The 25,381-nt window shown below is 71.0% G+C and carries 23 protein-coding genes; 11 read left to right on the forward strand and 12 right to left on the reverse strand.

All coding sequences use genetic code 11. The features are described 5' to 3' along the window. Positions 1-32 precede the first annotated feature (32 nt). From ACWCXB_RS08575 to ACWCXB_RS08590, 4 genes are all read right to left on the reverse strand, one after another. Positions 33-1,247: an acetyl-CoA C-acetyltransferase gene (locus ACWCXB_RS08575; protein ID WP_450720410.1), complete on the reverse strand. Its 1,215-nt coding sequence runs from the start codon at positions 1,245-1,247 to the stop codon at positions 33-35. 40 nt (positions 1,248-1,287) lie between these two features. Then, positions 1,288-2,430 carry an acyl-CoA dehydrogenase family protein gene (locus tag ACWCXB_RS08580; protein WP_450720412.1) on the reverse strand — a complete coding sequence of 381 codons (1,143 nt, stop codon included), beginning with the start codon at positions 2,428-2,430 and terminating at the stop codon, positions 1,288-1,290. Positions 2,431-2,494: 64 nt separating this feature from the next. Next, positions 2,495-3,643, reverse strand: a complete 1,149-nt coding sequence (locus ACWCXB_RS08585; protein ID WP_450720414.1) for a CaiB/BaiF CoA transferase family protein — start codon at positions 3,641-3,643, stop codon at positions 2,495-2,497. Between the two features lie 323 nt (positions 3,644-3,966). After that, on the reverse strand, positions 3,967-4,350 hold the full coding sequence (locus ACWCXB_RS08590; RefSeq protein ID WP_450720416.1) for an MmcQ/YjbR family DNA-binding protein: 384 nt from the start codon (positions 4,348-4,350) through the stop codon (positions 3,967-3,969). An 87-nt stretch (positions 4,351-4,437) separates the two neighbouring features. Between ACWCXB_RS08590 and ACWCXB_RS08595 the strand changes: the two genes are divergently transcribed. Next, positions 4,438-5,628, forward strand: coding sequence for a saccharopine dehydrogenase family protein (locus ACWCXB_RS08595; RefSeq protein WP_450720418.1), 1,191 nt, complete (start codon positions 4,438-4,440; stop codon positions 5,626-5,628). A 196-nt stretch (positions 5,629-5,824) separates the two neighbouring features. On the opposite strand, the gene ACWCXB_RS08600 is transcribed toward ACWCXB_RS08595, so the two are convergent. Further along, the gene (locus ACWCXB_RS08600) at positions 5,825-6,508 is read right to left on the reverse strand and encodes an endonuclease V (protein WP_450720420.1); all 684 of its coding nucleotides are present in this window, start codon (positions 6,506-6,508) and stop codon (positions 5,825-5,827) included. 39 nt (positions 6,509-6,547) lie between these two features. Between ACWCXB_RS08600 and ACWCXB_RS08605 the strand changes: the two genes are divergently transcribed. Further along, positions 6,548-6,847 carry a YciI family protein gene (locus ACWCXB_RS08605; protein WP_450720422.1) on the forward strand — a complete coding sequence of 100 codons (300 nt, stop codon included), beginning with the start codon at positions 6,548-6,550 and terminating at the stop codon, positions 6,845-6,847. 56 nt (positions 6,848-6,903) lie between these two features. Here ACWCXB_RS08605 and ACWCXB_RS08610 read toward each other — a convergent pair whose 3' ends face one another. Then, the gene (locus tag ACWCXB_RS08610; RefSeq protein WP_450720424.1) at positions 6,904-7,983 is read right to left on the reverse strand and encodes a WD40/YVTN/BNR-like repeat-containing protein; all 1,080 of its coding nucleotides are present in this window, start codon (positions 7,981-7,983) and stop codon (positions 6,904-6,906) included. Positions 7,984-8,168: 185 nt separating this feature from the next. On the opposite strand from ACWCXB_RS08610, the gene ACWCXB_RS08615 reads away from it, so the two are divergent. From ACWCXB_RS08615 to ACWCXB_RS08630, 4 genes are all read left to right on the forward strand, one after another. Further along, positions 8,169-8,585 carry an SsgA family sporulation/cell division regulator gene (locus tag ACWCXB_RS08615; protein WP_450720426.1) on the forward strand — a complete coding sequence of 139 codons (417 nt, stop codon included), beginning with the start codon at positions 8,169-8,171 and terminating at the stop codon, positions 8,583-8,585. A 300-nt stretch (positions 8,586-8,885) separates the two neighbouring features. Continuing rightward, positions 8,886-10,532, forward strand: coding sequence for an ABC-F family ATP-binding cassette domain-containing protein (locus tag ACWCXB_RS08620; RefSeq protein WP_450720428.1), 1,647 nt, complete (start codon positions 8,886-8,888; stop codon positions 10,530-10,532). A gap of 168 nt (positions 10,533-10,700) precedes the next feature. Continuing rightward, positions 10,701-11,477, forward strand: coding sequence for a dimethylargininase (gene ddaH, locus ACWCXB_RS08625; protein ID WP_450720430.1), 777 nt, complete (start codon positions 10,701-10,703; stop codon positions 11,475-11,477). A gap of 180 nt (positions 11,478-11,657) precedes the next feature. Then, complete coding sequence (locus ACWCXB_RS08630; RefSeq protein ID WP_450720432.1) at positions 11,658-12,632, forward strand: acyl-ACP desaturase; 975 nt, start codon at positions 11,658-11,660, stop codon at positions 12,630-12,632. A gap of 65 nt (positions 12,633-12,697) precedes the next feature. On the opposite strand, the gene ACWCXB_RS08635 is transcribed toward ACWCXB_RS08630, so the two are convergent. Further along, positions 12,698-16,936, reverse strand: coding sequence for an nSTAND1 domain-containing NTPase (locus ACWCXB_RS08635; RefSeq protein WP_450720434.1), 4,239 nt, complete (start codon positions 16,934-16,936; stop codon positions 12,698-12,700). Positions 16,937-16,944: 8 nt separating this feature from the next. Continuing rightward, entirely contained in the window at positions 16,945-17,280 is a 336-nt protein-coding gene (locus ACWCXB_RS08640) for a CU044_2847 family protein (protein ID WP_450720436.1), read from the reverse strand. A gap of 322 nt (positions 17,281-17,602) precedes the next feature. Between ACWCXB_RS08640 and ACWCXB_RS08645 the strand changes: the two genes are divergently transcribed. Then, complete coding sequence (locus ACWCXB_RS08645; RefSeq protein ID WP_450720585.1) at positions 17,603-18,520, forward strand: chitosanase; 918 nt, start codon at positions 17,603-17,605, stop codon at positions 18,518-18,520. Between the two features lie 29 nt (positions 18,521-18,549). Here the strand turns inward: ACWCXB_RS08645 and ACWCXB_RS08650 are convergent, their stop codons facing one another. Then, entirely contained in the window at positions 18,550-19,881 is a 1,332-nt protein-coding gene (locus ACWCXB_RS08650) for an SDR family NAD(P)-dependent oxidoreductase (RefSeq protein WP_450720438.1), read from the reverse strand. A 110-nt stretch (positions 19,882-19,991) separates the two neighbouring features. Between ACWCXB_RS08650 and ACWCXB_RS08655 the strand changes: the two genes are divergently transcribed. The 4 genes from ACWCXB_RS08655 (at position 19,992) to ACWCXB_RS08670 (ending at position 22,781) form a co-directional block, all read left to right on the forward strand. Further along, positions 19,992-20,294 (forward strand): hypothetical protein, encoded by a 303-nt coding sequence (locus ACWCXB_RS08655; protein ID WP_450720440.1) that lies wholly within the window; start codon positions 19,992-19,994, stop codon positions 20,292-20,294. After that, the gene (locus ACWCXB_RS08660; protein ID WP_450720442.1) at positions 20,287-21,498 is read left to right on the forward strand and encodes a hypothetical protein; all 1,212 of its coding nucleotides are present in this window, start codon (positions 20,287-20,289) and stop codon (positions 21,496-21,498) included. The genes ACWCXB_RS08655 and ACWCXB_RS08660 overlap by 8 nt, the downstream gene beginning before the upstream one ends. Positions 21,499-21,510: 12 nt before the next feature. Beyond that, entirely contained in the window at positions 21,511-22,182 is a 672-nt protein-coding gene (locus ACWCXB_RS08665) for a hypothetical protein (RefSeq protein ID WP_450720444.1), read from the forward strand. Positions 22,183-22,301: 119 nt separating this feature from the next. After that, entirely contained in the window at positions 22,302-22,781 is a 480-nt protein-coding gene (locus tag ACWCXB_RS08670) for a hypothetical protein (RefSeq protein WP_450720445.1), read from the forward strand. Here ACWCXB_RS08670 and ACWCXB_RS08675 read toward each other — a convergent pair. The 3 genes from ACWCXB_RS08675 to ACWCXB_RS08685 all read right to left on the reverse strand — a co-directional run bounded on the left by ACWCXB_RS08675 (position 22,760) and on the right by ACWCXB_RS08685 (position 25,366). After that, positions 22,760-23,023 (reverse strand): WhiB family transcriptional regulator, encoded by a 264-nt coding sequence (locus ACWCXB_RS08675; RefSeq protein ID WP_450720447.1) that lies wholly within the window; start codon positions 23,021-23,023, stop codon positions 22,760-22,762. The two genes, ACWCXB_RS08670 and ACWCXB_RS08675, sit on opposite strands and share 22 nt — an antisense overlap. An 84-nt stretch (positions 23,024-23,107) precedes the next feature. Beyond that, on the reverse strand, positions 23,108-23,899 hold the full coding sequence (locus ACWCXB_RS08680; protein WP_450720449.1) for a VOC family protein: 792 nt from the start codon (positions 23,897-23,899) through the stop codon (positions 23,108-23,110). A gap of 39 nt (positions 23,900-23,938) precedes the next feature. After that, the gene (locus tag ACWCXB_RS08685) at positions 23,939-25,366 is read right to left on the reverse strand and encodes a phytoene desaturase family protein (protein WP_450720451.1); all 1,428 of its coding nucleotides are present in this window, start codon (positions 25,364-25,366) and stop codon (positions 23,939-23,941) included. Positions 25,367-25,381 lie beyond the last annotated feature (15 nt).

Genomic DNA, 25,381 nt, shown 5'->3' on the forward strand with positions numbered 1-25,381 from the left:
CGTACGGCGCGAAGGGGGGAGGGACGGGACGGTCAGAGACGCTCGACGACGGTGGCGACGCCCATGCCGCCGCCGACGCAGAGCGTGGCCAGGCCGTACCGCTTGTCCTGGCGCTCCAGTTCGTCGACGAGCGTGCCGAGGATCATCGCGCCGGTGGCGCCGAGCGGGTGGCCGAGCGCGATCGCGCCGCCGTTGACGTTGACCTTGTCCAGGGAGAGCCCCATGTCCCGTACGAAGCGCAGCACGACCGCGGCGAACGCCTCGTTGATCTCGACCAGGTCGATGTCGTCGATGGTCAGTCCGGCCTTGGCCAGGGCCTTGCGGGTGGCCGGGGCCGGCCCGGTGAGCATGATGGTGGGCTCGGAGCCCGAGACCGCCGCGGAGACGATACGGGCCCGGGGCGTCAGCCCGTACCGCTCGCCGACCGCCTTGGAGCCGATGGCGACGAGCGAGGCGCCGTCCACGATGCCGGACGAGTTGCCCGCGTGGTGGACGTGGTCGATCTTCTCGACCCAGTGGTACTTCTGCAGCGCGACGGCGTCGAATCCGCCCATGTCGCCGATACCGGCGAACGACGGCTTGAGCGCGGCCAGCGAGTCCGCGGTCGTGCCCGGGCGCATGTGCTCGTCGTGGTCGAGCACGACGAGCCCGTTGCGGTCCTTCACCGGGACGACGGAACGGTCGAAGCGCCCGTCCTTCCAGGCCGCCGCGGCCCGCTCCTGGGAGAGGGCCGCGTACTCGTCGACATCGCGCCGCGAGAAGCCCTCGATGGTGGCGATCAGGTCGGCACCGATGCCCTGCGGTACGAAGCCGGTGTCGAAGTTGGTCATCGGGTCGGCGAACCAGGCGCCGCCGTCGGACGCCATCGGCACCCGGGACATCGACTCGACGCCGCCGGCGAGCACCAGGTCCTCCCAGCCGGAGCGGATCTTCGCCGCGGCCAGGTTGACGGCCTCCAGGCCCGAGGCGCAGAAGCGGTTCTCCTGAACGCCTGCGACGGTGTCGGGCAGCCCGGCCGCGATGGCGGCGATACGGGCGATGTCGGAGCCCTGGTCGCCGACCGGGCCGACGACGCCGAGGACGATGTCGTCGATCGCCGCCGGGTCCAGCCCCGGGAAGCGGGCGCGGATCTCGTGGATCAGGCCGACCACGAGGTCGATGGGCTTGGTGCCGTGCAGGGCGCCATTGGCCTTTCCGCGGCCGCGCGGGGTGCGGATCGCGTCGTACACAAACGCTTCGGTACTCACAACAGAACCTTTCGCATCACAGAAGCTTCGGTGTTGAGGGTCAGGAGAGCAGGGAGCGGCCGATGATCTCCTTCATGATCTCGGTCGTGCCGCCGTAGATCGTCTGGATACGGCCGTCCGTGAACGCCTTGGCGACCCGGTACTCCGTCATGTAGCCGTAGCCTCCGTGCAGCTGCAGACAGCGGTCGGCGACGCGCTTCTGCAGTTCCGTGGCCCACCACTTGGCCATCGAGGCGTGCACGGCATCGAGCTCCCCGTTGGAGTGATCGACGATGCAGCGGTCGAGGAAGGTGCGGGTGACGGCGCATTCGGTGGCCATCTCGGCTATCTCGAAACGGATGTGCTGGAGCTTGGCGAGCGACCGCCCGAATGCCTCGCGCTCCTTCACGTACTGCGTCGTGATCTCCAGCAGGTACTCGGCCGCCGCGATCCCGGCGACCGCGATGTTGAGCCGCTCCTGGGCGAGATTGGTCATCAGATGGATGAAGGCGCCGTGGAGATCGCCGAGCAGGTTCTCCTTCGGGACGCGTACGTCGTTGAAGAACAGCTCCGCCGTGTCCTGGGCCTTCTGGCCGATCTTGTCGAGGTTGCGGCCGCGCTCGAAGCCCTCCATGCCGCGCTCGACGACCAGCAGCGACAGCCCCTTGGCCCCGCCCTCCGGAGTCGTCTTGGCGACGACGATCACCAGGTCGGCGAGGATGCCGTTGGAGATGAAGGTCTTGGAGCCGTTGAGCAGCCAGTGGTCGCCACGGTCCTCCGCGGTGGTGCGGATGCCCTGGAGGTCGGAGCCCGCGCCCGGCTCGGTCATGGCGATGGCCGTGATGATCTCGCCGCTGCAGAAGCCGGGGAGCCAGCGCCGCTTCTGCTCCTCGGTGGCGAGCGACGTGAGATACGGGCCGATGATGTCGTTGTGCAGTCCGACCGCGAACCCGGGGGCGCCGGCCCGGGTGAACTCCTCGGCGAGCACGGCGCTGTAGCAGAAGTCCGTGTTCCCGCCGCCTCCGTACTCCTCGGGCACGGCGAGCCCGAGCAGTCCCTGCCTGCCGGCCGCCAGCCAGGCGTCGCGCGAGACGATGCCGTCCTTTTCCCACTGCTCGTAGTGCGGCAGCACCTCCTTGGTGAGGAAGGTGCGGACGGTCTCGCGGAACGCGTCGTGCTCGGCGTTGAAGATCTGTCGTTTCATTCCGCTCATTCCACTCATCCCGTCCATTCCATTCCGCCCGCCCCGTCCGTTCCGCTCACTGCGTTCACCGTTCCCCGCTCTGCTGACGGATGCTCGGTACGTCCCAGTCGCGCGCGATCTCTTCCGTGTCCGCGCCCGGCTGCGCGGGCCGCCGGCGTACGGAACCCGGCGTCGCCGAGAACCGCGGCGCCGCGGCCGGCTGGGTGATCCCGCCGTGGTCGACGAAGGTGCCCCGCGCGGCGAGATGCGGATGGGCCGGGGCCTCGCGCAGCGACAGCACGGGCGCGACACACGCGTCGGAGCCCTCGAAGACCGCCGTCCACTCCTCCCGTGTCTTCGTACGGAAACGGTCGGCGACGGCCGCGCGCAGTTCGCCCCAGCGGGCGAAGTCCTTGCGCGCCGGGGCCTCGTCCTTGATGCCGAGCAGCTCGATGAACTCGTTGTAGAACTGCTGCTCGAGCGCCCCGACCGCCATGTACTGCCCGTCGGCGGTCTCGTAGTTCCCGTAGAAGGGGCAGCCGCCGTCGAGGAGGTTCGCGCCACGGCGGTCCTGCCAGCCGCCCGCCGCCATCATCCCGTGGATCATCGTGGCCAGATGCGCGGCCCCGTCGACGATGGCCGCGTCCACGACCTGGCCGGTGCCCCCGGGGGTGCGGGCGTGCTGCAGTGCGGCCAGCACGCCGATGACGAGATAGAGCGAGCCGCCCGCGTAGTCGCCCACCAGGTTGGCGGGGACGGTGGGCGGCTCGTCGGGCTTACCGATCATGCCGAGGGTACCGGTCACGGCGATGTACGCGATGTCGTGTCCGGCACGCTGGGCGAGCGGACCCTCCTGACCCCAGCCGGTCATCCGCCCGTACACCAGTGCGGGGTTGCGGGCGTGACACTCCTTGGGCCCGACGCCGAGCCGCTCGGCGACGCCGGGGCGGTATCCCTCGATCAGCACATCGGCGCGCTCGACCAGGTCGAGGACCTGCCCGGGCCCGTCGTCGGCCTTGAGATCGATGAGTACGGACCTTTTGTTGCGGTTGGTGAGGTCGTACGCCGGATCGATCGCGAGTCCCGCGCCGCCGGGGCGGTCGATCCGTACGACATCGGCGCCGAGGTCGGCGAGCAGCATGGCAGCGAACGGACCGGGCCCGATTCCCGCCAGCTCGACCACGCGCACTCCGGCCAGCGGACCGCCCGACGGGCCGTTCCCTGTGGCTGACATCAAGCCCCCAGCAATGTGACACAACTGATGTAACATCGATGATGTTAAGAACGCGTTCCACTCCGCACAAGCCCCAGAGGCGAGCAAGCGCTTGGTTTTTCTCCCGGTGCAGGAGAGTCCGCCCGCCGGAAGCGGGAACGGAGACTCCTTGCGTATACCCCGCCCCGACCGCGCCGCATCGCTCGTCGCACTTCCGGCGGCACAGCCCATCGCCCGGATCACAGAGCCGCGCGAAACCGTCGGCACGGACCGGAGCTGGGCTGATCTGGGCTGGGCTGGGCTGATCTGGGCTGGGCTGAGCTGGGCCGAGCGAACGCCGGTCGTCAGCGCGCGTCCAGTTCGGCGATCAGCTTCTTGGTCGCGATGGTGCGGTAGCTCTCCTCGACCCAGTCACAGAGCACATCGGCGCTCGGAGCACCCTTCAGGGCGAGCGGGATCTGCACCCAGCCCGCCTTCCCCAGGCCGTAGCCCGACGGCTCGGCCCCAGGGCAGGCCAAGGCGTGCGCATGCATCGCCTCGTCCTTCAGCTTGACGCCGATACCCAGCGGATAACTGCCGTCGTCCACCCCCAGGAAGACGAAGATCTTCTTGTTGACCTTCACGACGGTCTCGCCCCACGGAAACTCCTCGCCCGCACCCGGCAGGCCCAGGGCAAAGGACCGCACCTTCTCCCATTTCGCCAGAGCCGCCTTCGGTGGTGCCGCCATCCCCGTCCTCCCGGTCGCATGGACTCGTCCGCCCCACGCTAGCCTCGCCCAGCGACATCGGCGCGGGGCTATCAGTCGGAGGGGTCATTGAACAGGCAGAACGGACCGGAGAGGCCGTACGACATCGTGCTCTTCGGAGCCACCGGCTTCGTCGGGAGGCTCACCGCGGAGTACCTCGCGGCGCATGCGCCCAAGGAGTGCCGCTGGGCCGTCGCAGGTCGTAGCAAGGCCAAGCTGGAGCGGCTGCGCGAGCGGCTCGCCGCGATCGAACCCGCCTGTTCCGGTCTGCCCCTGATCGTCGCCGACGCCTCGGACCCGGACTCGCTGCGCGAGCTCGCCGAATCCACTCGTGTCGTCGCCACGACCGTCGGCCCGTACGTCTGGTACGGGGAGCCGCTGGTCGCCGCCTGCGCCGAGGCCGGGACGGACTACGCCGACCTCACCGGCGAGCCCGAGTTCGTTGACACGATGTTCGTACGGCACGACGCGCGCGCCCGCGAAACCAGGGCGCGGCTCGTGCACGCATGCGGATTCGACTCCGTACCGCACGATCTGGGGGCGTACTTCACGGTCCAGCAGCTGCCGGAGGACGTACCGCTGCGGGTCGACGGCTTCGTCAGCGGTGGCGGGATGTTCTCCGGCGGTACGTTCGCGTCCGCCGTCACCGCGATGGGCCGGCAGCGCGAGGCCGTGCGGGCGGCGCGGGAGCGGCGGCTGCACGAGCCGCGGCTGGTGGGCCGCCGGGCCCGGGCTCCGCTCGGGGCGCCCCGGTTCAGCAAGGAGACCGGCACCTGGGCGCTGCCGCTGCCCACGCTGGACCCGCGGATCGTGGCGCGGTCGGCGGCGGGGCTCAAGCGCTACGGCCCCGACTTCCAGTACCGGCACTATGCGTCGGTCAACACGCTCCCGATGGCCATCGGCGGCCCCGTGGCCCTCGGTGCCCTCGCGGCCCTGGCCCAGCTCCCGCCCAGCCGCCGGTGGCTGATGGATCGCTACGAACCTGGCCGCGGGCCCAGCGCGGAACAGCGCGAACGAAGCTGGTTCCGGGTCCGCTTCGTCGGCGAGGGCGGCGGGCGCCGGGTCTTCACGGAGGTCTCGGGCGGCGACCCCGGCTACGGCGAGACCGCGAAGATGCTCGCCGAGTCGGTCCTCAGCCTCGCTTTCGACGACCTGCCCCCGACCGCGGGGCAGGTCACGACGGCGGTCGCGCTGGGCGACGCGCTGATCAAGCGGCTGCGTGATGCGGGCATCGTCTTCCGGGTGGCGGACGCGCGGTAGGGGGTGCGCGGGGAACGTGGGCCGCTGCGCGGGGCCTGTTCCCCTACCCGCCCCCTCCCGAACCGGGGGCAAGCGCCCAGACCCCCCGTACGGCCTTGGGCCGTGTCCTCCATCGTCGGACAGGCTCCTTTGGAGCCCCGTCGGTGTTTGAGGCGCGGGGGTTCGGGGGCGGAGCCCCGCCCCCGCAGTCCGCTGCTCACACCGCCGTCGCCTCCCGCAACGCACGCCGGCAGAGCGCGTCCGCGCGCCGCGTGGACTCGGGGAGGCGGAAGCGCGGAGCGAGCGCGAGCGTGTGGGCGCAGGCGTTGTCGAGCGAGACGCGGTGGCCGACCGAGACGTACACCGGCTTGACGCCGGCCTGGGTGCGCAGCGCCCTGCCGACTTCCTCGCCGTCGTCCGCGAGGAGGGGCGAGGCGTCGCCGCGCCGGTCGCCCGGCGGGTCGGCGGCGAAGATGAAGGGGTTCTTTGCAACGCCGATCACCGGCAGCCCCGTCAGTACGCCGAGGTGGCTGGCCAGCCCGAAGCGGCGCGGGTGGGCGCGTCCGTAACCGTCGCAGACGACGAGCCCGGGGCCGGTCTTCAGGGATTCCAGCGCGGCCAGCACGGTCGGTATCTCGCGGAAGGCGAGCAGCCCCGGTACGTAGGGGAACGCGACCTTGCCGACCGCGGTGGTCTCCTCGACGACGGCGAGCGTGCGGGCGTCGAGGACGACGGCGGCCGCGACGACGACATCGCGCTCGTCGTCGTAGGCGACGTCCACTCCGGTGACCAGGCCGGTGCCGGGCGGCGGCCCTGGCTCGTCGAGCACGACCCGGGCGCGCAGTTCGTCCTGGATGGCGCGGGCCTCGGTCGCGTCGGCAGGTGTCCTGATGGTGGTCATGGTGAGCCCCACCTTAGACACCCGGCTAACCTGCCGATCATGTTCGTACTGGAATTGACCTACACCGCACCCGTCGAGCGCGTCGACGAACTCCTCGCGGCTCATGTGGCCTGGCTGGACACCCTGTACGAGGACGGTGTCGTGATCGCGTCCGGCCGTAAGAACCCGCGCGACGGCGGGGTTCTGCTGGCCGTCGGGGACGACCGCGCGCGGATCGAGGAGATCGCGGCGGCCGACCCCTTCGTCACCGGCGGGGTGTGCACGTACCGGATCACGGAGTTCATCGCGACGAAGACCGCGCCGGCACTGGAGCCGTACAAGCAGCAGTTGCCCTCGTAGGACTCCCGACGGGGCTCCTGGCTCTGGCTCCCGGCTCCTGGCTCCCGGGGCTGCTCCTAGTACTCCAGCCTGGCGATCCTGCCCTTGTCGCCCGAGGCCCAGCACCCGAAGTCGGCCGTGCAGTCGACGGTGTCGTACGACCCGGTGTCGACGGTCCGCCAACTGCGGCCGCCGTCCGTCGTCAGGTCCGTGCCGGTGGGGCCGACGGCGAGCGCCGCGGACCGGCTGTGCGGGAGCCAGGCGACTCCCGAGCGGTAGGCGGGCGGCGGGGTCGTCGCCTGCTGCCAGCTGCGGCCGCCGTCCCGGGTCGCCGCGCCGGCCTGCGGGGACGCCTGGCCGGTCCGGTAGTCGCCGCCGACGGCGAGTCCGTGCGTGCGGTCGCGGAACGCAAGGCCGAACACGCCGCGGGCCGGGTCGCCGGCCGGAACGGTCGCCTCGGCTGCGGTCCAGTGCAGCCCGCGGTCCGCGGAGTGCAGAACGCGCGCGGTGGCGCCGCCGCCGGTCGCCAGCCAGACGTCCTTGGGTCCGGAGCTGACCAGGCACTGACCGCTCGCCGCGAACCCCGCCTCACCGGGCTGGGCGGGCGGCATCCCCTCGCTCGGCAACACCTTCCACGACTTCCCGCCGTCGCTGGTCGACAGGATCCGGTACTTGCCGTCGACCGGATCGCTCATCGCGAGGCCATGGCGGCTGTCGAAGAAGGTGAGGCAGTCGTAGAAGGCCTTCGGATCGGTGTTGCGGAAGGACTCGGTCCAGGTCGCCCCGCCGTCGCCGGTGCGGAAGACGCGGGACGCCTCGCCCTCGCCGATGGCCAGGACGACGGCCCGCCTGCCGTCGAAGGCCTCGATGTCCCGGAATTCCAGCTCGCCCGCGCCCGGCGGGGAGATGTTCCGCCAGCTCCGGCCGCCGTCGGTGGTGCGGAGCACCGTGCCCTTGGAGCCCGCGGCCCACGCGGTGTCCCGGGTCACGGCGGCGAGCCCCCGGAACCGTACCTCCGTGCCGGTCTGTTTGAGCTCCCAGTGCGGTTGCCGCCGCTCGTCGGCGTGCGCGGTGCCCGGGGCGGCAAGGGCCGCGGCCAGCGCCGCCCCGCACAGTCCCACGGACACCGTTCGTCTCGTCTTCCCCTTGGACGTCATGGCGCGCGAACGTAGCCCACCACCGGCACCCGGTCCAGACCGCGTCCGAAGGCACCGAGCACCCGTGGGCGGTGACACAGCTCACTCCCCCGGCCCCTCCCGCCGATGCACGCATTCCGTCGTTCCACCGTCTTTCCCTGTGCGTGGAGACGTCGCCGCGCCGCAACGAAGAGAGGGAGCAGGCCTTGTCCACCGTCATCGAGCAGGCCGTGCAGGTCCGTCTGGTCGCCTCCGCGCCTCAGATGGAATCCGTACCGGCGACCCTCCGCTACGACCCTTCGGATCCGTTCGCCGTCAGCATGGACTTCCCTCCCCCGGCCACCCTGGAGGGCACCCAGGTGTCCTGGGCGTTCTCGCGCGAGCTGCTCGTGGAGGGCATGGAGGCGCCGGCGGGATTGGGTGACGTCCGGGTGCGGCCGTACGGATACGACCGGACCGTCCTGGAGTTCCACGCCCCCGAGGGCACGGCGATGGTGCACATCCGCAGCTCCGAGCTGCGGCGTTTCCTCAAGCGGGCACAGGGGCTGGTCCCCGTCGGCCGGGAGCACATCCACCTCGATCTCGACGAGGACCTCGCCGAGCTGATGCGCGACGCCTGCTGAGCGAGGCGAGCCGAGAGCTGAGCAGCACGCCTGCCGATTAATTCGATTGCCCGCCGCCCCGCGCGGGCGTACTTTCGTGGACGGCCCTGTTGTCGTTGATCGGAGAAGGACATTGCTCGTCTGAGGTCCTGAGACACCGTGTGGCGCGGCATCTGCCCGCGTTCCCGTGTGCGACCTCGGCGTACGAGCCGTCCCTTCCCTCCGGACCAGGGCCTTTGTGCTGTCCCGAGCTGTCCCGACCGGTGCCACCGGTGTCTCACCCGTTGCTCTCACCCCTTCCATCGCAACAGGGAGACCCCTATGTCCACGTTCCCCACCTCCATCACCTGCACTTCGCTCTCCTTCTCCTGGCCGGACGGCACCCCGGTCTTCGAGGACTTCCAGCTCGCCGCCGGCCCCGGCAGGACCGGTCTGGTCGGCCTCAACGGCTCCGGGAAGTCGACGCTGCTGCGCCTGATCGCGGGCGAGCTCACGCCCACCGGCGGCACCGTGCGGATCGCGGGCGAGGTCGGGTATCTGCCGCAGAATCTGGTGCTCGACACGGCCCTCCGCGTGGACGAGGCGCTCGGTGTGGCGGCCACGCGCGCCGCGCTGCACGCCATCGAGGCGGGCGATGTGCGCGAGGAGCACTTCACGGCGGTCGGCGACGACTGGGACGTCGAGGAGCGGGCACGCGCCACGCTCGATCAGCTCGGGCTCGGGCACATCGGACTCGACCGGACCATCGGCGAGATGTCGGGCGGCGAGTGCGTTCTGCTGCGGCTCGCCGCACTGCTGCTGGCCCGCCCGGACGTGCTGCTGCTCGACGAGCCGACCAACAATCTGGATCTGTACGCACGCGGGCGGCTGTACGACGCGGTCGAGGCCTGGTCCGGGGTGATGGTCGTGGTCAGCCACGACCGTGAACTCCTGGAGCGGGTCGACCAGATCGCCGACCTGCGGGACGGCGAGGTCTCCTGGTACGGCGGCGCGTATTCGGCGTACGAGGAAACCCTGGCCGTGGAGCAGCAGGCCGCCGAGCGGATGGTCCGCGTCGCGGAGGCCGATGTGCAGCGGCAGAAGCGCGAACTGGCCGATGCGCAGGTCAAGCTGGCGCGGCGCAAGCGGTACGGGCAGAAGATGTTCGACAGCAAGCGTGAGCCGAAGATCGTGATGGGTGCGCGCAAACGCGAGGCGCAGGTCTCCGCCGGCAAACACCGCATCATGCACGCCGAGAAGCTGGACGAGGCGAAGGAACGGCTCGACGCGGCGGTGGAGGCGGTGCGCGACGACGACGAGATCCGCGTCGAACTGCCCTACACCAAGGTTCATCCGGGCCGCGGTGTGCTGCGGCTCTCCGATGTGGAGCTGCTCCACGGGGCCCGGGTCGCGGGCGAGTTCGAGCTGCGCGGCCCGGAGCGGATCGCGCTCGTCGGGCGGAACGGAGCGGGCAAGACGACGCTGTTGCGCACGATCGCCGGCGAGCTGGAGCCGGTCGCGGGTGAGGTGGCTGCCGAGGTGCCGTTGCGCTTCCTTCCGCAGCGGCTGGACGTGCTCGACGACGGGCTGAGCGTGGCGGAGAACGTGGCCCGGTTCGCCCCCGCGGCAACGGTCAACGCGATTCGGGCGAGGCTGGCACGTTTCCTGTTCAAGGGGGCACGGGCGGACCAGCCGGCCGGGACCCTGTCGGGCGGGGAGCGCTTCCGTGCCGCGCTGGCTGCGCTGCTGCTCGCGGAGCCCGCTCCGCAGCTGCTGATGCTGGACGAGCCGACGAACAATCTGGACATGGCGAGCGTGCGGAGTCTGACGGCGGCGCTGGAGGCGTACGAGGGAGCGCTGATCGTGGCGAGCCACGATGTGCGGTTTCTGGAGTCCCTCGGGATCACCCGCTGGCTGCTGCTCGACGGTGAGCTGCGGCCGACGTCGGCCGACGAGGTGCACGAGGCACTGACGGAGGCGAAGGAATGACGAGGACGAAGGAGACGCTCAGGCAGTGGAGAGACGCTGACGAGGAAGTGGTCGTCCTCGGGTGATCCTGGGTGATCCGCGGGTCATCCCCGAGTGGGTCTTTACGGCACCCGGGAGGTGCGGCTAATGATGGGCGCCGTCATCCCCCGAGCCCGCTCAGGAGACCCCGTGCCGAGCAGAAAAGCCCTGATCCGACGTCCGAGCCCCCGCCTGGCCGAGGGCCTGGTCACCCATGTCGAGCGGCGGCCCGTCGACACGAGTGCCGCGCTCGCCCAGTGGGAGGCGTACGCGGAGGCCCTGCGCGAGCACGGCTGGGAGACCGTGGAGACCGAGCCGGCCGACGACTGTCCGGACGGGGTCTTCGTCGAGGACACGGTGGTGATGTTCCGGAACGTGGCGCTCATCGCCCGGCCCGGAGCCGAGTCCCGCAGGCCGGAGACCACGTCCGTCGAGGAGTCGCTGGCCCGGCTCGGCTGCTCGGTGAACTGGGTGTGGGAGCCGGGCACGCTCGACGGCGGCGATGTGCTGAAGATCGGCGACACGGTGTACGTGGGCCGGGGCGGGCGGACCAATGCGGCCGGAGTGCAGCAACTGCGGGCGGCGTTCGAGCCGCTGGGCGCGCGTGTGGTCCCCGTACCCGTGTCCAAGGTGCTGCATCTGAAGTCGGCGGTGACGGCGCTGCCGGACGGGACCGTGATCGGGTACGAGCCGCTGGTGGAGCAGCCTTCCCTCTTTCCGCGGTTCCTGCCGGTGCCGGAGGAGTCCGGGGCGCACGTGGTGCTGCTGGGCGGCGGGAAGCTGCTGATGGCGGCGAGTGCGCCGAAGACGGCGGAGCTGTTCAAGGATCTCGGTTATGTCCCGGTTCTCGTGGACATCAGCGAGTTCGAGAAGCTCGAAGGCTGCGTGACATGTCTCTCGGTGCGCCTGCGGGGCCTGCATACATAACCGGACGTTACGACACATGAAGGATGGAGGCTTGGCCCATGGCTTACCGGGCCTTTAACCTACGGTTTCGTAACCTACGAGGCCGTAGGTAATCCGCCTTCCCCGGCTCAGCCCGGCGGAGACCCGACGGCTTCGGCACTGCATGCACCCCGATACCTATCCGCGTCCCCAGGAGTACCCGTGACGATCACCTCTCCCCACCTCGGCAGTTCGGAAGCGTGGACGGACGCCCGGCTGCTGTACGCGCTGGAAGAGGTGGTGGAGAAGGAGCTCAACCGGCATCTCAAGGTCGTCAAGGACTGGATGCCGCACGAGTACGTCCCGTGGACGGACGCACGGAACTTCCCGGGCCTCTTCGAGGACGGCGAGCCCTGGGAGCCCGCCCAGTCCAAGGTCACCGACATCGGCAAGATCGCCCTCGTGGTGAACCTGCTCACCGAGGACAACCTTCCGAGCTACCACCACGAGATCGCCACGCTCTTCGGCCGCGACGGCGCCTGGGGCACCTGGGTGCACCGCTGGACCGCGGAAGAGGGCCGGCACGGCATCGTGATGCGCGACTATCTGCTCGCCTCGCGTGCCGTCGACCCGGACAAGCTGGAGCAGTTCCGCATGGCGCACATGTCGGAGGGCTTCGAGTCCGACAACCGCCACTCGATGCTGCACTCGGTGGCGTACGTCGCCTTCCAGGAGCTGGCGACGCGTATCTCGCACCGCAACACCGGCCACCAGTCGGGCGATCCGGTCTGCGACCGGATGCTGTCGCGGATCGCCACCGACGAGAACCTGCACATGGTCTTCTACCGGAACCTGCTGGGTGCGGCCTTCGAGCTCGCCCCTGATCTGACGATGCAGGCCGTGCGCGACGTCGTGGTCAACTTCCGGATGCCCGGGCACGGCATGCCGGGCTTCGAGCGGGCGGCCGCGCAGATGGCGATCGGCGAGATCTACAACCTGCGCATCCACCACGACGATGTGCTGCAGCCGGTGCTGCGCTTCCTGAAGGTGCTGGACATCGACGGGCTCGGCCCCGAGGGCCTGAAGGCGCAGGAGGAGCTGGGCCTCTACATGGGCGGGCTGGACGCGGAGGCGAGCAAGTTCGACGAGAAGCTCGCGGCGCGCAAGGCGCGGATGGCGGCGCGCGCGGGCGGCTGAGCCACGTCCCGGACGCGTCCGGGGATCCGGAGACACCGCCGGATCCCCGGGTGCCGGGCCCGCTGTCAGCGGCCTCCCCGGATCACGTCCGCGTCGCGGGTGCAGGGCGCCTCCGGCGGGGTGCCGGCCGGGAGGTGTTCGCGTTCCTCCTCGGTGAAGGCACGGCCCACGTTCTCGCACAGGTGCGTGAACCAGGTGTCGGGGCGCAGGTCGAAGGCGGTGCGTCGGCCGTTGCTCTCCACGATCAGCTCGGTGCCTCGCAGGACCGCCGTGGAGTAGATGCCGCTGGGGATCGCGCCGACGCGGACGCCCTCGTCGGCTCTCCACAGTTCGTACCCACCGCGCCCCTCAGCCGTGATCACCAGTCCGCTGTCCGTCACGCCTACGAGGCCGTCGCCCGTCTCCATCGCCATGGCCGTGCCGACGACGCGACCCTTCTCGACGTCCCAGCGGTGCAGTCTGCCGTCGTTGTGGGCCGCTACCAGGTACCGGCCGTCCGGGGAGAAGGCCAGGTTGGCAACGTCGTTCCCGTCGAAGGCCCAGCTGATCTCATCGCCCTTCAGCACCTGCGTCCGTTTGCGGGCTCGGATGTCCCACATCTGGATCCTGCCCTGGTCCCGGTCGTCGACCGTCACCACGGCGACCTGGTGCGGGTGACCCGGGCGGCCCAGGATCTGGCTCCTGACCGGGGGAAAGGCCCGCACGCGTGGTGAGCGGTCGACGGTCAGTGGTTCTCCTGTCTGAACACCGTGCACCGGGTCCACGCGGAGCAGGTTGCCTCCCTTGGTCAGGACGATGACGTCACCGTCGTGGAGGGGTACGACCGAGCTGATCAGGCCGTCTTGCTCACCGGTTTCCCGGCCTGCGTCCAAGGGCACGTCGGCGCGATCGGACAGCGCGTCGGCGTCGTACACGTGCAGCTGTGAACCGCCCTCCCGCGAGAGCACGAGCTGCTTGCCCTCCGGCGTCCATACGAGGCTGTGGTCCTGGCCCCGGACGAACCCGGCCGGCAGCTCGCCGTCGGTGGTGCCGCCCCGTACCAGATCCACCACTTGCACCTCGCGGTCCGTCAGCCGCGCGACCCGGCGACCGTCCGGCGAGAGGACCGACGCGGTGACCTCGCGTCCGGCGTCGGGCCGGGGGGCGGCGGGTGTGTGGGTCACAACCAGCGTGTTCCCGACCGGGGACAGCACGGCCAGTCCGCCCTCCGGGTCACGGGCAACGGCGAACTTCGGGTCGTCGTAGCCCGGCTCGTCGTCCAGAGGCAGGCGGGTCACATACGTGTCGTCCGTGCCCCGCCTGCCGAGTGCCACCTCGGTGTAGCCGTAGGCGTCGAAGTCCTCGGTCTTGTAGCCATATCTGCCCGTGCCGTCGAAGAAGTCCGAGTTGCCGGTACCGGCCTCGGCCGGGAGTTTTCGCAGCACGCGTCCCGTGCGCAGGTCGCGCACGAAGGACCCGTTGGGCGTCCTGGCGTCCTCGGAGGAGCTCGTCGAAACCACCACGGTGTCGGGGTTCTCCCCGAAACGCACACTCTGGTCTCCTGCGGTCGACACCACCGTGTCCGCCACCGGCAGCGGCTCGAGACTGCCCAGGTCCCATACGTCGAGGAAGGCCCTCGGCTTGGCGCCCGCGGCGCCTGGGGTGTGGATGTCGAGCAGCCGCAGGAGACGGCTGCCGTCCGGGCTGAAATCCAGCGAGGCCCCGACCTTGTCGAGGTCGCCCGTGAGTGGTGCGCCGAGCATGGTCGGCTTGCCGCCCTTACCGTCCAGCCGCCACAGCCGCACCGTGCCGTTCGGCATCGCCACTGCGTAGTGCCGCCCGTCGGAGCTGATCTCGCCGCGCTGGTCGGTCTCGGGTACGTCCTGGAGCGTGTAGTGCCGCGGCGTGCCGTCCAGTGCGCCGGTCACGACCGACACCTCGTACGGGTCGCCCCCGTCGGGCTTGGAGCGCACCACGAGGGTGCGGCCGTCCGGGGTCGCGTCCAGGTCCTGGACCCGGCCCCGCCACAGTCCGGTGTAAGCGCCGCGTACGTACTGGGCCCGTACGTACTGCCGGAGCAGAGCCTCCCGGGCCTGCGGCGTCCGGTCGGCGTGCCAGGCGGCAAGCGCGAACTGCACTGCCGTGCCCGGTTCCTGGGCCTCCCGGCTGCCGGACTCCTCCGCGAGCGCGCGGGACGCGAGGGTACGCAGCTGGGTCCTGAGCTCCTGGCTGGTGTCCAGGGTGATCGCGCCCAGCGTTCCCACCAGCAACAGCAGCGCCACGAGGACCGCAGCTGCCGCCAGCAGCCCGCGGATCGTCCGCTGCGCGTACCGGCGGCCGGCCTCGATGTAGGAGCGCTCGTCCGTCGGCACGTCCTCGGGCCGCCGCTGAAGCCACTCCACACCCTCGGCAAGGGTCTTCCCGCGCTGCAGGGCCCCCGTTTCCTTGTCCTTCGCCTCCCAGCGCGCCATGTCGGTACGGAGCTGCTCCTGCCACACCCGGAAGTTCCTGCTGTCGTCCAGCCAGCCGCGCAGTCTGGGCCACAGCCGGGTGAGGGCCTCGTGCGTGAGGTCGACGATCTCCGTGCCCTCGGCCGTACGACCGATGATGACCAGTTTCCCGCGCGCGAGACGGCGGGCGAGCGACACCGCGGCCGGATCGAGCTGGGTGACGGGGGTGGCGCGGCGGGTGTATCCGCCCCGGTCGTCGGGGCGTGCCAGTTGCACGAACAGCCTGCGCGCCACGGCCTCTTCGGAGGCGGGTACGTGCGCGCGGTAGGCATCGTCCGCGTAGCCCACCAGGGTTCCGGCGACGCCGCCGAGTTCGTCGTACGCGGCGTGGGTGAGCATGAAGCGTTCGCGCCGGTCCCAGAGCCGGGTGAGGGTGAACTCCACGAGCGGCATCCGGCCCGGCTGGTCCGCGGCCTCCTCGACGATGCGCTCGGCGAGCCCCGGCTCCAGCCACAGCCCCGGTACGGCATCGACGGGACCCGTGATGGCGCGGTACAGGTTCTCGGCGTCCAGCGGGGCGAGGAAGAAGACGGCGTCGCTCAGCGCGCCGGACGTCTCCGACGTCAGCAGGACGTCGAGGGATTCCTGGCGCGCGGTGGCCGCGACACGCAGGCCGCGCCCGTCGCCCTCGCGCGGGTGGTCCGTCAACGCGAGGAGGAGGCGCAGCAGGGTGCGCGCGGCGGCGGGTTCGGCGCCGGCGTACTCCTCCAGTTGGTCGACGACGATCAGATGGCCGCCGGGACCGGCCCGCTCTTCGAGCGAGGCCCGCAGACCGGCGACGGCCCGCGGGGTCCGGACGCCGTCCGCTCCCGCCTCCGCCGCGGCCCCGGCGGGGCCGTCGGCCTCCCCGACCAGCAGCCGCGCCAGCTCCGCCGCCCTGCCCAGCCGGTCGACCTCCCCGATCTCCGGCTCCAGAACGGGTACGAGCGCGTGCGCCAGCAGCGTCTCCGGTGGTACGCCGGGTACGGGGCGCAGGGCGGTCACGCTCATGCCGTCCGCCCGGAGCCGGGGCACCAGGCCGGCGCGGATCAGTGAGGACTTGCCGCTCCCGGAGGGGCCGACGACCACGGTGAGGTGGCGCCCGGCGATCGATGCGGCGAGCCGCCCTGCGTCGTCGTCGCGTCCGTGGAAGAACGCGGCGTCCTCCTCCTCGAACGCCTCGAGGCCGCGGAACGGGCACGTCGGGCGCAGCACCTCCTCGTCCACGAGCGCGGCGGACGGTACGAGGAACGCGGTGCCCGCCAGCTCGCCACGACCGGCCGCCACGGCCAGTCCGACGACGCCGCCCTGCACGTCGTCCCAGACCGCCGCGCCGCTGTAGCCCTTGGTGACCGGTGGGCCGCCCGGCCCGGTGTCCATCTGCACCCAGCCCGCACCCTGGACGCCCCGCAGCGTGCCGGTCGCCCACACCCCGTGGTCGCCGCCGCCCGGAAAGCCGTACGCGCGGAAGGAGTGCCCCCATACGGACGTACCGTCCACGAGCGGCACCGGTCGCGCGTGCGGTACGGGTGCGTCGAGGCGCAGCAGGGCCACGTCGCCGCTGTCGTCCTCCAGTACCGGCTGCCAGGAGACGACCCGGGCGCGCACCGCGGGTACGGCTCCGTCCGCGTCGCGCACCAGCGGGAACTCCACCTGCACGGCCTCGGCGGGAGCGTTCGCTGTTTCCCTCGGGAGACCCAGCGCGTCCGCGATCACGTGCGCGCAGGTGCAGATGACGTCGGGCGCCACGAGGAACCCCGCCCCCGCGACCTGGCCGCCGCCCCGTATGCGGACGAGACCCGATTCCAGCGCTCCCTCACCCCGTAACGCCGCCACGTCCGCAATCATCGCGGGTCACGGGCGTCCCACTCCAGACGCACGGCGAAGTTGGCCTCGCTGGCCGCCTTCGCCACCACGACGCCCGCTTCCGCGGACAGCTTGATCCCGAACTCCACGCTCACGGAGTCGGGTCGGCTCGCCAGGCCCCTGACGCTGTCGGCGACCGCATCGACCGCGGGCCTGATGTGCGCGAGGGCCTCCTGGAGGGTCTGCGCGGAGCCGCGGACGACCTCGGATGCCGACCCGCGGCCCACCCGGTCGATCCCGGTTTCCTGCTGCCCCTCGACCTCGACCCGCACCGCGGTCCCATCGCTGAGCCGCATCTCCCCGATCCCCGTCACGCCGTCCGCCCCTCGCACTCCGAGACCCCCAGGACCTCTCCGACCATCAACTCGCCCAGCCTATAGGGACTTTGATGCAGCACCGACGGCCGCTTCAGCGTTCCGCCGCGGCAGGCCGAGCCGCCGCGCGTGGGGGTGGGACGGGCGCAGGGGGTGGCGCGCCCGGAACGACCGGAACCGCCGAGGCGCGGGACCTGGGGGGTGTCCGACGCGCGGCGTGAGCCCGCCCGGCGCGGCCCGGGACCCGCGGGCGCACCGGATTCCACGGGAGGGGGCGTTCGCGCAGACGAGGGTGGACCGTACGCTGTGCCGCGTGAAGCCTGTGACCCGTATCCTCCTCGTCGCCGCGCCCGTGGCCATAGCCGTGTCCGTCGTCATCGGCGGGGGCGGCGAGTCGGACATCCCCCTCGCCGACCGGCCGTACAAGGCGGCACCGGGGCCGAGCCGCGCGCCCAACCCCCTGAAGTCGGGTTCGGCGGCGGAACAGAAGGCGCTGGAGGCCCGGATCGCGAAGCTGCCGGCCGGCCTCGCCGACCCCGCCAAGAAGGAGATCGCGGCGCAGCTCGTGGCCAGCGCGGACAACTCCACGCTCGACTGGCGCGGCCAGTACGACGCGATCGAGGACCACGGCGACGGCAACGGCTACACCGCCGGAGTCATCGGCTTCTGCTCCGGCACCAACGACATGCTGCAGCTCGTCGAGTCGTACACCGCCGCCCACCCGGACAACGGGCTCGCCCGCTATCTCCCCGCACTCCGCAAGGTCGACGGCACCGACTCGCACGAGGGCCTCGACCCCGGCTTCACGGAAGCCTGGGCGCAGGAGGCGCAGAAGCCGGCCTTCCGGAAGGCCCAGGACGAGACCCGGGACCGGATCTACTTCGACCCGGCCGTGCAGCTCGCGAAGATGGACGGCCTCGGCACCCTCGGCCAGTTCATCTACTACGACGCCATGGTGCTGCACGGCCCCGGCCTGGAGACCGACGGCTTCTACGGCATCCGGCACGCGGCGATGCAGAAGGCGAAGACGGCGGCGGAGGGCGGCGACGAGAAGGCGTATCTGCACACCTTCCTCGACGCGAGCCGGTCCGTCATCCGGACCAGGCTGACCGCCGCCGCGCGCGACACGTCCCGCATCGAGACCGAGCAGCGGGTGTTCCTGCGGAACGGGAACATGAACCTGGCCACGCCGCTGGAGTGGCGGACGTACGGAGAGACGTTCCGTATCCCGGCGAACTGAGTGGTCCCCCCTCCCTCCGGGACACTGCGTCACCAGGCGGCCTCGCGGTAGTCCTTCAGGAACACGCCGGCCACCGGCGCACCCGCCTCGCCCCGCACGATCGGGTCGTACACGCGCGCCGCGCCGTCCACGATATCGAGCGGCGTGCGAATGCCGGCCGCGGCGATCCGCGCCTTCCGCGGTGCCGGGTTCTCGTCGGTGATCCAGCCGGTGTCCACGCTGCACATGTGCACGCCCTGCGCGGCGAGCTCCTCCGCGCTGGTGCGGGTCAGCATGTTGAGCGCGGCCTTGGCCATGTTGGTGTGCGGATGACCGCCGGTCTTGTTGCGCACGGCGAACCGGCCCTCCACCGCGGACACGTTCACGATGTACCGGCGCGGCCACGGCGACGCCAGCAGCAGCGGCAGCAGCCGGTCGCACAGCAGCGCCGGCGCCACGGCGTTGACGAGCTGGGTCTCGAGCAGCTCGGCCGGGTCGAGCTCACCGATGCGCGCGGACCAGGAGTTGGAGGGCGCCGTGTCGGGCAGCAGACCGGCCTCGTCCGCATCGGGCAGTACGAGGGCGAGGGAGCCGGACCGACGACCGATGGCGGCCATGGGCGCGTACCCGGGCGCGGTGAGCACGCCAGGCGGTGGCCCACTCCCCTCCCCGGCGGCCAGCAGGGCGTACGACTCGGGAGGCCGCCGGATCGTCTGCGCCGCGTTGTTGACGAGTATGTCGAGCGGCGCGCCGTCCGCACGGAGCCGCTCGCACAGCCCGAGCACCTGCCGCGGGTCGCGCAGGTCGATCGCGACCACGGTCAGCCGCTCGAACCACTCCTCGCTCCCCTCCGCCGCACGGAACCGGCGCAGCGTGTCCTGCGGAAAGCGACTCGTGACGAGGACGTCCGCGCCGTCGCGGAGCATCATCAGCGCGAGCTGGAAACCGATCTTCACCCTGCCGCCGGTCAGCAGGGCACGGCGGCCGGACAGGTCGGTGCTCAGGGCGCGGCGGGCCGCGTTGTCGCGGGCGCACTCGGGGCAGAGCCGATGGTAGAACGCGTCGGCCTGTCGGTAGAGCGACTTGCAGACATAGCAGTGCCGGGGCTTCAGATACTCCCCCACGGTCCCGTGCCGCAGCTCCAGCGCGGTGTCCTCACGGCGGTCGAGCGCACCGGTCACGGTGGCCGCGCTGATCCCGGCGTCGGCTTCGGACCGCGCCTGGTGACGGGCCTTGCGGCGCTTGTTCCGGCTCTCCCGGGCGAACGAGGCGGCGAGCTCCTCGCCGCGCCTGCGCGCGGGATCGTCCAGCGGCAGCGTCCGCAGCCGGTCCATCGTGCCGCCGAACGCCGCCAGCTCCTCGTCCGTTATCAGGTCCCCCATGCTCGTTGATCGTAATGACACGTGCCGGTCGTCAGCATCCGGTTATCGCGCCACTCGGGAGAGGTACGGCATTTCTGCGCTTTGGCGATGATCTGCCAAGGTGGTCCGCCATGAGCCGTGATCTTCACGTGGACACCGACCAGTTGGGCCGCTTCTCCCGCGCGCTGGGCGAATCCCTCACCTCACTGCGCGAGGCGAGACGCGCGCTGGAACACGTACGGGCGGACCAGCTGGGCACGAAGGAGCTGGACGAGGCGTGCGACGGCTTCCAGGAACGCTGGAAGTACGGTGCCGACCAGCTGGGCGAACGGATCGGCACGGTCCACGAGGGCGTGAGGGCCGGCCACGCCGACTACACCGAGATCAACCGGGCGATCGAGGCGGCGTTCAAGGCGGTGGCGCCCCGTGGCTGACGCGTCGTTCCCCCACCTGGGATGGGACCCCGCGCCGGGAAGCCCCACGGAGATCGCCATTCTGGGCGCGAAGCTGACCACGTCGGCCGCGTCGCTCGGCACGGCCCACCGCCTCGTCGACCGCCTCCTCGGTGAGAGCTCCACCTGGCAGGGAGAGGCCGCGACGGCCTTCCGCAAGGCCCTCGACGGCGACCTCTCGCGCTGCCTCCGCAACGCACACCACTCCCTGTCCAAGGCCGCGGCACAGCTCGGGACCTGGCACGACGACCTGATCGGCTACCAGTCGACGGCCCGTACGTACGAGTCCCGCGCGAAGCTCCACGCCTCGGCCCTGTCGAAGGCCGAGGCCCACGAGTCCTCGACCCGCGCCCTCCCCGACGCCCCGGCGACGGACCTCGCGACGGCGGTGGACGCGGTCGCGAAGGCACGCGAGGCGCTGGCGGATGTACGGAAGCTGGCGCGGGAGCTTGAGGAGACGCATCGCTTGGAGGCGTCGCGGATTGCGAAGGGGCTGAACGAGGCGACGGAGAGGCTGGCGCCGGTGGAGCCGGGGGCGTTTGACTCCGTGCTCAAGTGGGTGGACGAGCATCTGGGCGACGGGTTGAGCACACTGTCGGCTCTGGCCGGGCTCGCGGCGATCTTCGCTGGTGGCGCCCTCGTGCCGCTTCTGTTCGTGGCCGCGGGCCTGAGTCTCGCCGCTCTCATGGTGCATGCCTCGGATCCGAAGATCCGATCCGCGCTCAAGGCTGGGTTCACCAAGGGTGAATATGGCGGGAAGTTCTGGGCAGCCACAGCCACGCTCACAGGTGATGCCCTGGGAGCAATTCCGGGGGTAGCCGCTGTCGCCAAGGGCGCACAAGGGGCGGCCGTCGCAACGAGAGCCGCCGGAGCCGTGGATGACGGTCTCCGGCAAGGCGCCCGAGCCTTCAGCACGGACGCACGAGACGCGATGCGGGCCATCGACCAGGCCCCAAAACCTCTCGCTGACTGGACCGTTCGTCAGACAGGTTCCCGCGTGTCACAGAAGCAGGTCCAAGCGGGCGTTGCAGGCACCGGCGTCGCGACGTCGCTTGTCGGACTCGTCGGAGCCGACGACAACGACGCGGTGAAGAACACGGCCACAGTGACCGACAGCGCACGCATCACCACTTCCGACGTGCCCAACTACATCTCTGCCGCCAGGGCATGGTCACAGGCCCGCTAGGAGGCTCTCGCGATGGATCGCACCGACACTTGCTGGTTCCGGCTTCCGCCGGGCTACCACGACATCGACCCCAAAGGTCTGGGCGACGTCGACTCCCGCTTGGAGCGCGAACTTCCGCTCATCCACGAGGACACAGCTGCGGGTGAACGGGCATTGCGCAAAACGCATGCTCTGTGTGGCCTGTTGGCCGCGATGCACGAGCAGGGCACCATGCATGCCTCCTTCGGATTGCATCATGGCCAGAACGGCGAGCTCTGCGTCTCACTGGTCACAGTGTCAGACGTGCCTACCGGCGCTCCGAATGCCGCGTTGGCAGCGGCGCTCTCCGGAATCGAGCTGGCAACGGGAGGCTTCGGCACCGTTCTGGACCGTCGGCTCGTCGACCTTGCATGTGGACGCCCGGCCGCCCTAGCAGCGCGGATACTGCCCGATCTTCCCGCCGGTCTTCGGACGGCCGCCGGAATCGAGGCTGAGCCACCCGGCGTGTTCCAGGCTCGCCTGGCAGTGGCTCGGCCCAACGGGTCCCGAGTGGTGGTCATTGACTTGACGACGTGCGCGACCACGATGGCAGCCGAGTACACGGACATCCTCGTGGGCATCGGGCAGTCCGTCAGCTTTGTGGAACCCGACCCAAAGCCCGCCGCGCAACTCCGACCGAGCCGACTTCTGGAGCTTCTGTCGTGACTTCTCCCACCGCTCCAAGCGTCCCTATGCCGAAGACGGCGTATGAGCATGCCCCGACCGCCTGGGCGTATCGCAGGCTGGTTCGACGGCGGCTCCTTTGGCTCGGCGCATTCGTCGTCGTGCCCGTCGTACTGGTCGCGGCGTCCGTAACGCTGCTGGAGCCGGACGATGCGATCCCCTTGGTCGGGACGACGCTGCTCGTCTCGTTGCCCACCATTCCGTTCGTGGGTCTCGGCGTCCTCGGCGCGCCACGCATCGCTCGCATCCTCCGGTGCTATCCCTGGCGAGCCGTTCCCTGCAGGTACATCCCCGAGGGCAGGAACTTCGTCATGGCGCTGGCCATCGCCCCGGACCAGGAGTTGCTGCTTCACCCGACCCCGTACAGCTGCGACCTCCGGCGCAAACAGAACCCCCACCCCGACATCATCTGGTTCGCAGGCGATCCCGCCTGCGGCGGCGTCGCCTCCCCCACCGGAGGCCACTACCCCCAACGCGTCATCCGACCCTCGCACTCCGGGGCGGAGCTCCCCCCGGCCGACGAGCGCGCCGAGCGCGCCGGGCTCGCCAGGAACGGTCGTTACCTGCGGCGTTGGCTCTGACCGCGCCGCAGGCGCTGCCGCTCCTTCTCCGACAGCCCGCCCCAGACCCCGAACCGCTCGTCGTTCGCCAGCGCGTACTCCAGGCACGCCACACGTCCCTCACACGCGCCGCACAGCAGTTTGGCCTCGCGGGTCGAGGAGCCGGGGGCGGGGAAGAAGAATTCGGGGCCGGCTTGGGCGCAGAGGGCTGCTTCCTGCCAGGAGAGTTCGGTGGCGGTCGTCGTCGTGGTGTTGATCGGCATGCGGGAAACGTTGCCCGCAGCCGATAAACACCGCGTCAATGAACACTCAACGAAGCTGCCGCGCGCCCTTGCCCCTGAGGCACGCTACCCCCGGGGCACGCTCTTGATGATCGCGAAGCGTGCCCCGAAAGGGTCCGCCAGCTTCGCGATGCGGCCCACGTCCTCCAGGTCGAGCGGTGCCAACCGGACCTTACCGCCCAGCTTTTCGGCCTGGGCGACGGATGCGTCCGTGTCGTCGACCTCGAAGTACGGGAGCCAGTAAGGGCCGTCGGCCGCCTCTGCGGGGTCGGTCTCCAGGGGGACGAGGCCGGCGAACATGCCTTCCGGGCCCGTGCCGGGCGGGTTGACCGTCGTGTAGGTGTCGCCGCCCGGGATGGGGACGCCGAACTCCTCCCAGCCGAAGATCGAGCGGTAGAAGCCGAGTGCGGACTCCGTGTCGGGCGTGTAGAGCTCCGCCCAGCGCAGCGAGCCCGTTTCGTTCACCACGTCCAGGCCCTTGTTGGTGCCCGGCTGCCAGGTCGCGAAGCCGACGCCCGCGGGGTCGGAGAAGATCGCCATGCGGCCCAGGTCGAAGACGTCCATCGGCTCGGCCACGACCGTTCCGCCACCGTCGCGCACCCGCTTGGCCGTGGCGTCCGCGTCGGGCGACTGGAAGTAGAGGTTCCAGGCGGTGGCCCCCTGTTCGGGGGACACGGTCATCGCCCCGGCCGCCGTCTTCCCGCCGAGCTGGAACATCCCGTAGCCGCCTGCCTGGGGGCCGGCCGACCGGAAGGTCCAGTCGAAGAGGCCTCCGTAGAAGGCGCCCGCGCCCTCGATGTCGGGGGTACCGAGTTCGATCCAGTTCGGGGAGCCTGTGACGTAACGGGTGGTGAGCATGGTGCATCGCCCTTTCCTCGGGTGCCGCTAACGAGTCTGCTACCGATCCCGCCCCGCCGCACGCAGTGCCGAGCGCGCCGCGTTGTGCCCGCACATTCCATGCGTGCCCGCGCCCGGTGGGGTCGCCGCCGAGCACAGGTAGACCCCCGGGATTCCGGTGCTGTACGGATCCAGCGTCGCGCGGCGCGGACGCAGCGCGAGCTGGAGGGGGCCGGTGGCGCCGGTGATGATGTCGCCGCCTACGTGGTTCGGGTTGTACGCCTCGGTCGCGGAGACCGACCGAACGGCCGTCGCGACGATCCGCTCCCGGACGCCCGGCGCGAAACGTTCGAACTGTCGGAGCACGGCCTCGGTCGCGTTTCCCGGATAGCCGTTCGGCACGTGCGCGTACGCGTAGACGGGGTGGACGTCGCCGCGCGATCTGGACGGATCGGCGAGATACTGCTGCGCGACCAGCACGAACGGCCGTTCGGGCATTCGCCCGCGGTTGATCTCGCGTTCCGTGTGTGCGACCTCCGCGGCCGAGCCGCCGAGGTGCAGGGTCCCTGCGCGCCGGCAGACCTCGTCCCGCCAGGGCACGCCCCCTTCGACCGCGAGATCGACCTTGTACGCGCCCGGAGCGTACCGGAAGCGCGTGTAGGCCCGCCGTACGCGCGGGGGCAGCCGGTCTCCCGCGATGCGGAGCACGGCCGCGGGCGCGAGATCGAGCAGGACCGTGTCGTACGGCGGGAGCTCGTCCAGCGAGTCGACGCGTACGCCGGTCTCGACCGTCCCGCCGAGCTCCTTAAGCCGGGCGACGAGCGCATCACTGACGGCGCGCGAGCCGCCGTGCGCGACGGGCCAGCCGACGGCGTGGCCCGCGGCGCCGAGCAACAGCGGGATCGCGCTGGTCAGCGGGCGGTTCTGGGGGTGGAAACCGTGCGCCGCGAGTCCGGCGAACAGCGCGCGTGCGGCGTCGGTACGCCAGCGCCGGACGAGCACCGCTGCGGGCAGCGCTGCCCGGAGCCCGTAACGCGCAAGGTGCACGGGATGCGCCGGGGCATGGGCGACCGGGCGCATGATGTCGGTGAGCAGGTCGTCGAACCCGTCCACGAGCGGGGCGAAGACACCACGCCACGCGGGCCCGTCCACCGGACCGAGCGCGGCGGCGGTCGCGTCGAGGGAGCGCAGCAGTACCCCGGGCGGTCCTGAGTCCAGGGGGTGCGCCAGGTCGACCTCGGGCCAGGCCCACTCCAGGCCGTACCGCTCGAGACCGAGCGAGCTGAGGAACGGCGAGGCGACTCCCGTGGCGTGCACGGCGCAGCAATGGTCGTGGATCAGCCCGGGGAGCGTGCGCTCCCCGGACCGGCAGCCTCCACCCGGCTCGTCCGCGGCCTCCAGGACGGTGACGCGCACGCCCGCCTGGGCGAGGGTGACGGCGCCCGCAAGTCCGTTGGGTCCGGATCCGACGACGATCGCGTCTGCCATGCCGTTCAGCGTACG

This window comes from Streptomyces sp. NPDC001514 (assembly GCF_053597075.1).

Coding starts and splice junctions, on each gene's coding strand:
- ACWCXB_RS08580 (WP_450720412.1), bottom strand. CDS start 2,430: ATGAAACGACAGATCTTCAACGCCGAGCACGACGCGTTCCGCGAGACC.
- ACWCXB_RS08585 (WP_450720414.1), bottom strand. CDS start 3,643: ATGTCAGCCACAGGGAACGGCCCGTCGGGCGGTCCGCTGGCCGGAGTG.
- ACWCXB_RS08590 (WP_450720416.1), bottom strand. CDS start 4,350: ATGGCGGCACCACCGAAGGCGGCTCTGGCGAAATGGGAGAAGGTGCGG.
- ACWCXB_RS08600 (WP_450720420.1), bottom strand. CDS start 6,508: ATGACCACCATCAGGACACCTGCCGACGCGACCGAGGCCCGCGCCATC.
- ACWCXB_RS08605 (WP_450720422.1), top strand. CDS start 6,548: ATGTTCGTACTGGAATTGACCTACACCGCACCCGTCGAGCGCGTCGAC.
- ACWCXB_RS08610 (WP_450720424.1), bottom strand. CDS start 7,983: ATGACGTCCAAGGGGAAGACGAGACGAACGGTGTCCGTGGGACTGTGC.
- ACWCXB_RS08620 (WP_450720428.1), top strand. CDS start 8,886: ATGTCCACGTTCCCCACCTCCATCACCTGCACTTCGCTCTCCTTCTCC.
- ACWCXB_RS08650 (WP_450720438.1), bottom strand. CDS start 19,881: ATGGGGGACCTGATAACGGACGAGGAGCTGGCGGCGTTCGGCGGCACG.
- ACWCXB_RS08655 (WP_450720440.1), top strand. CDS start 19,992: ATGAGCCGTGATCTTCACGTGGACACCGACCAGTTGGGCCGCTTCTCC.
- ACWCXB_RS08665 (WP_450720444.1), top strand. CDS start 21,511: ATGGATCGCACCGACACTTGCTGGTTCCGGCTTCCGCCGGGCTACCAC.
- ACWCXB_RS08675 (WP_450720447.1), bottom strand. CDS start 23,023: ATGCCGATCAACACCACGACGACGACCGCCACCGAACTCTCCTGGCAG.
- ACWCXB_RS08680 (WP_450720449.1), bottom strand. CDS start 23,899: ATGCTCACCACCCGTTACGTCACAGGCTCCCCGAACTGGATCGAACTC.
- ACWCXB_RS08685 (WP_450720451.1), bottom strand. CDS start 25,366: ATGGCAGACGCGATCGTCGTCGGATCCGGACCCAACGGACTTGCGGGC.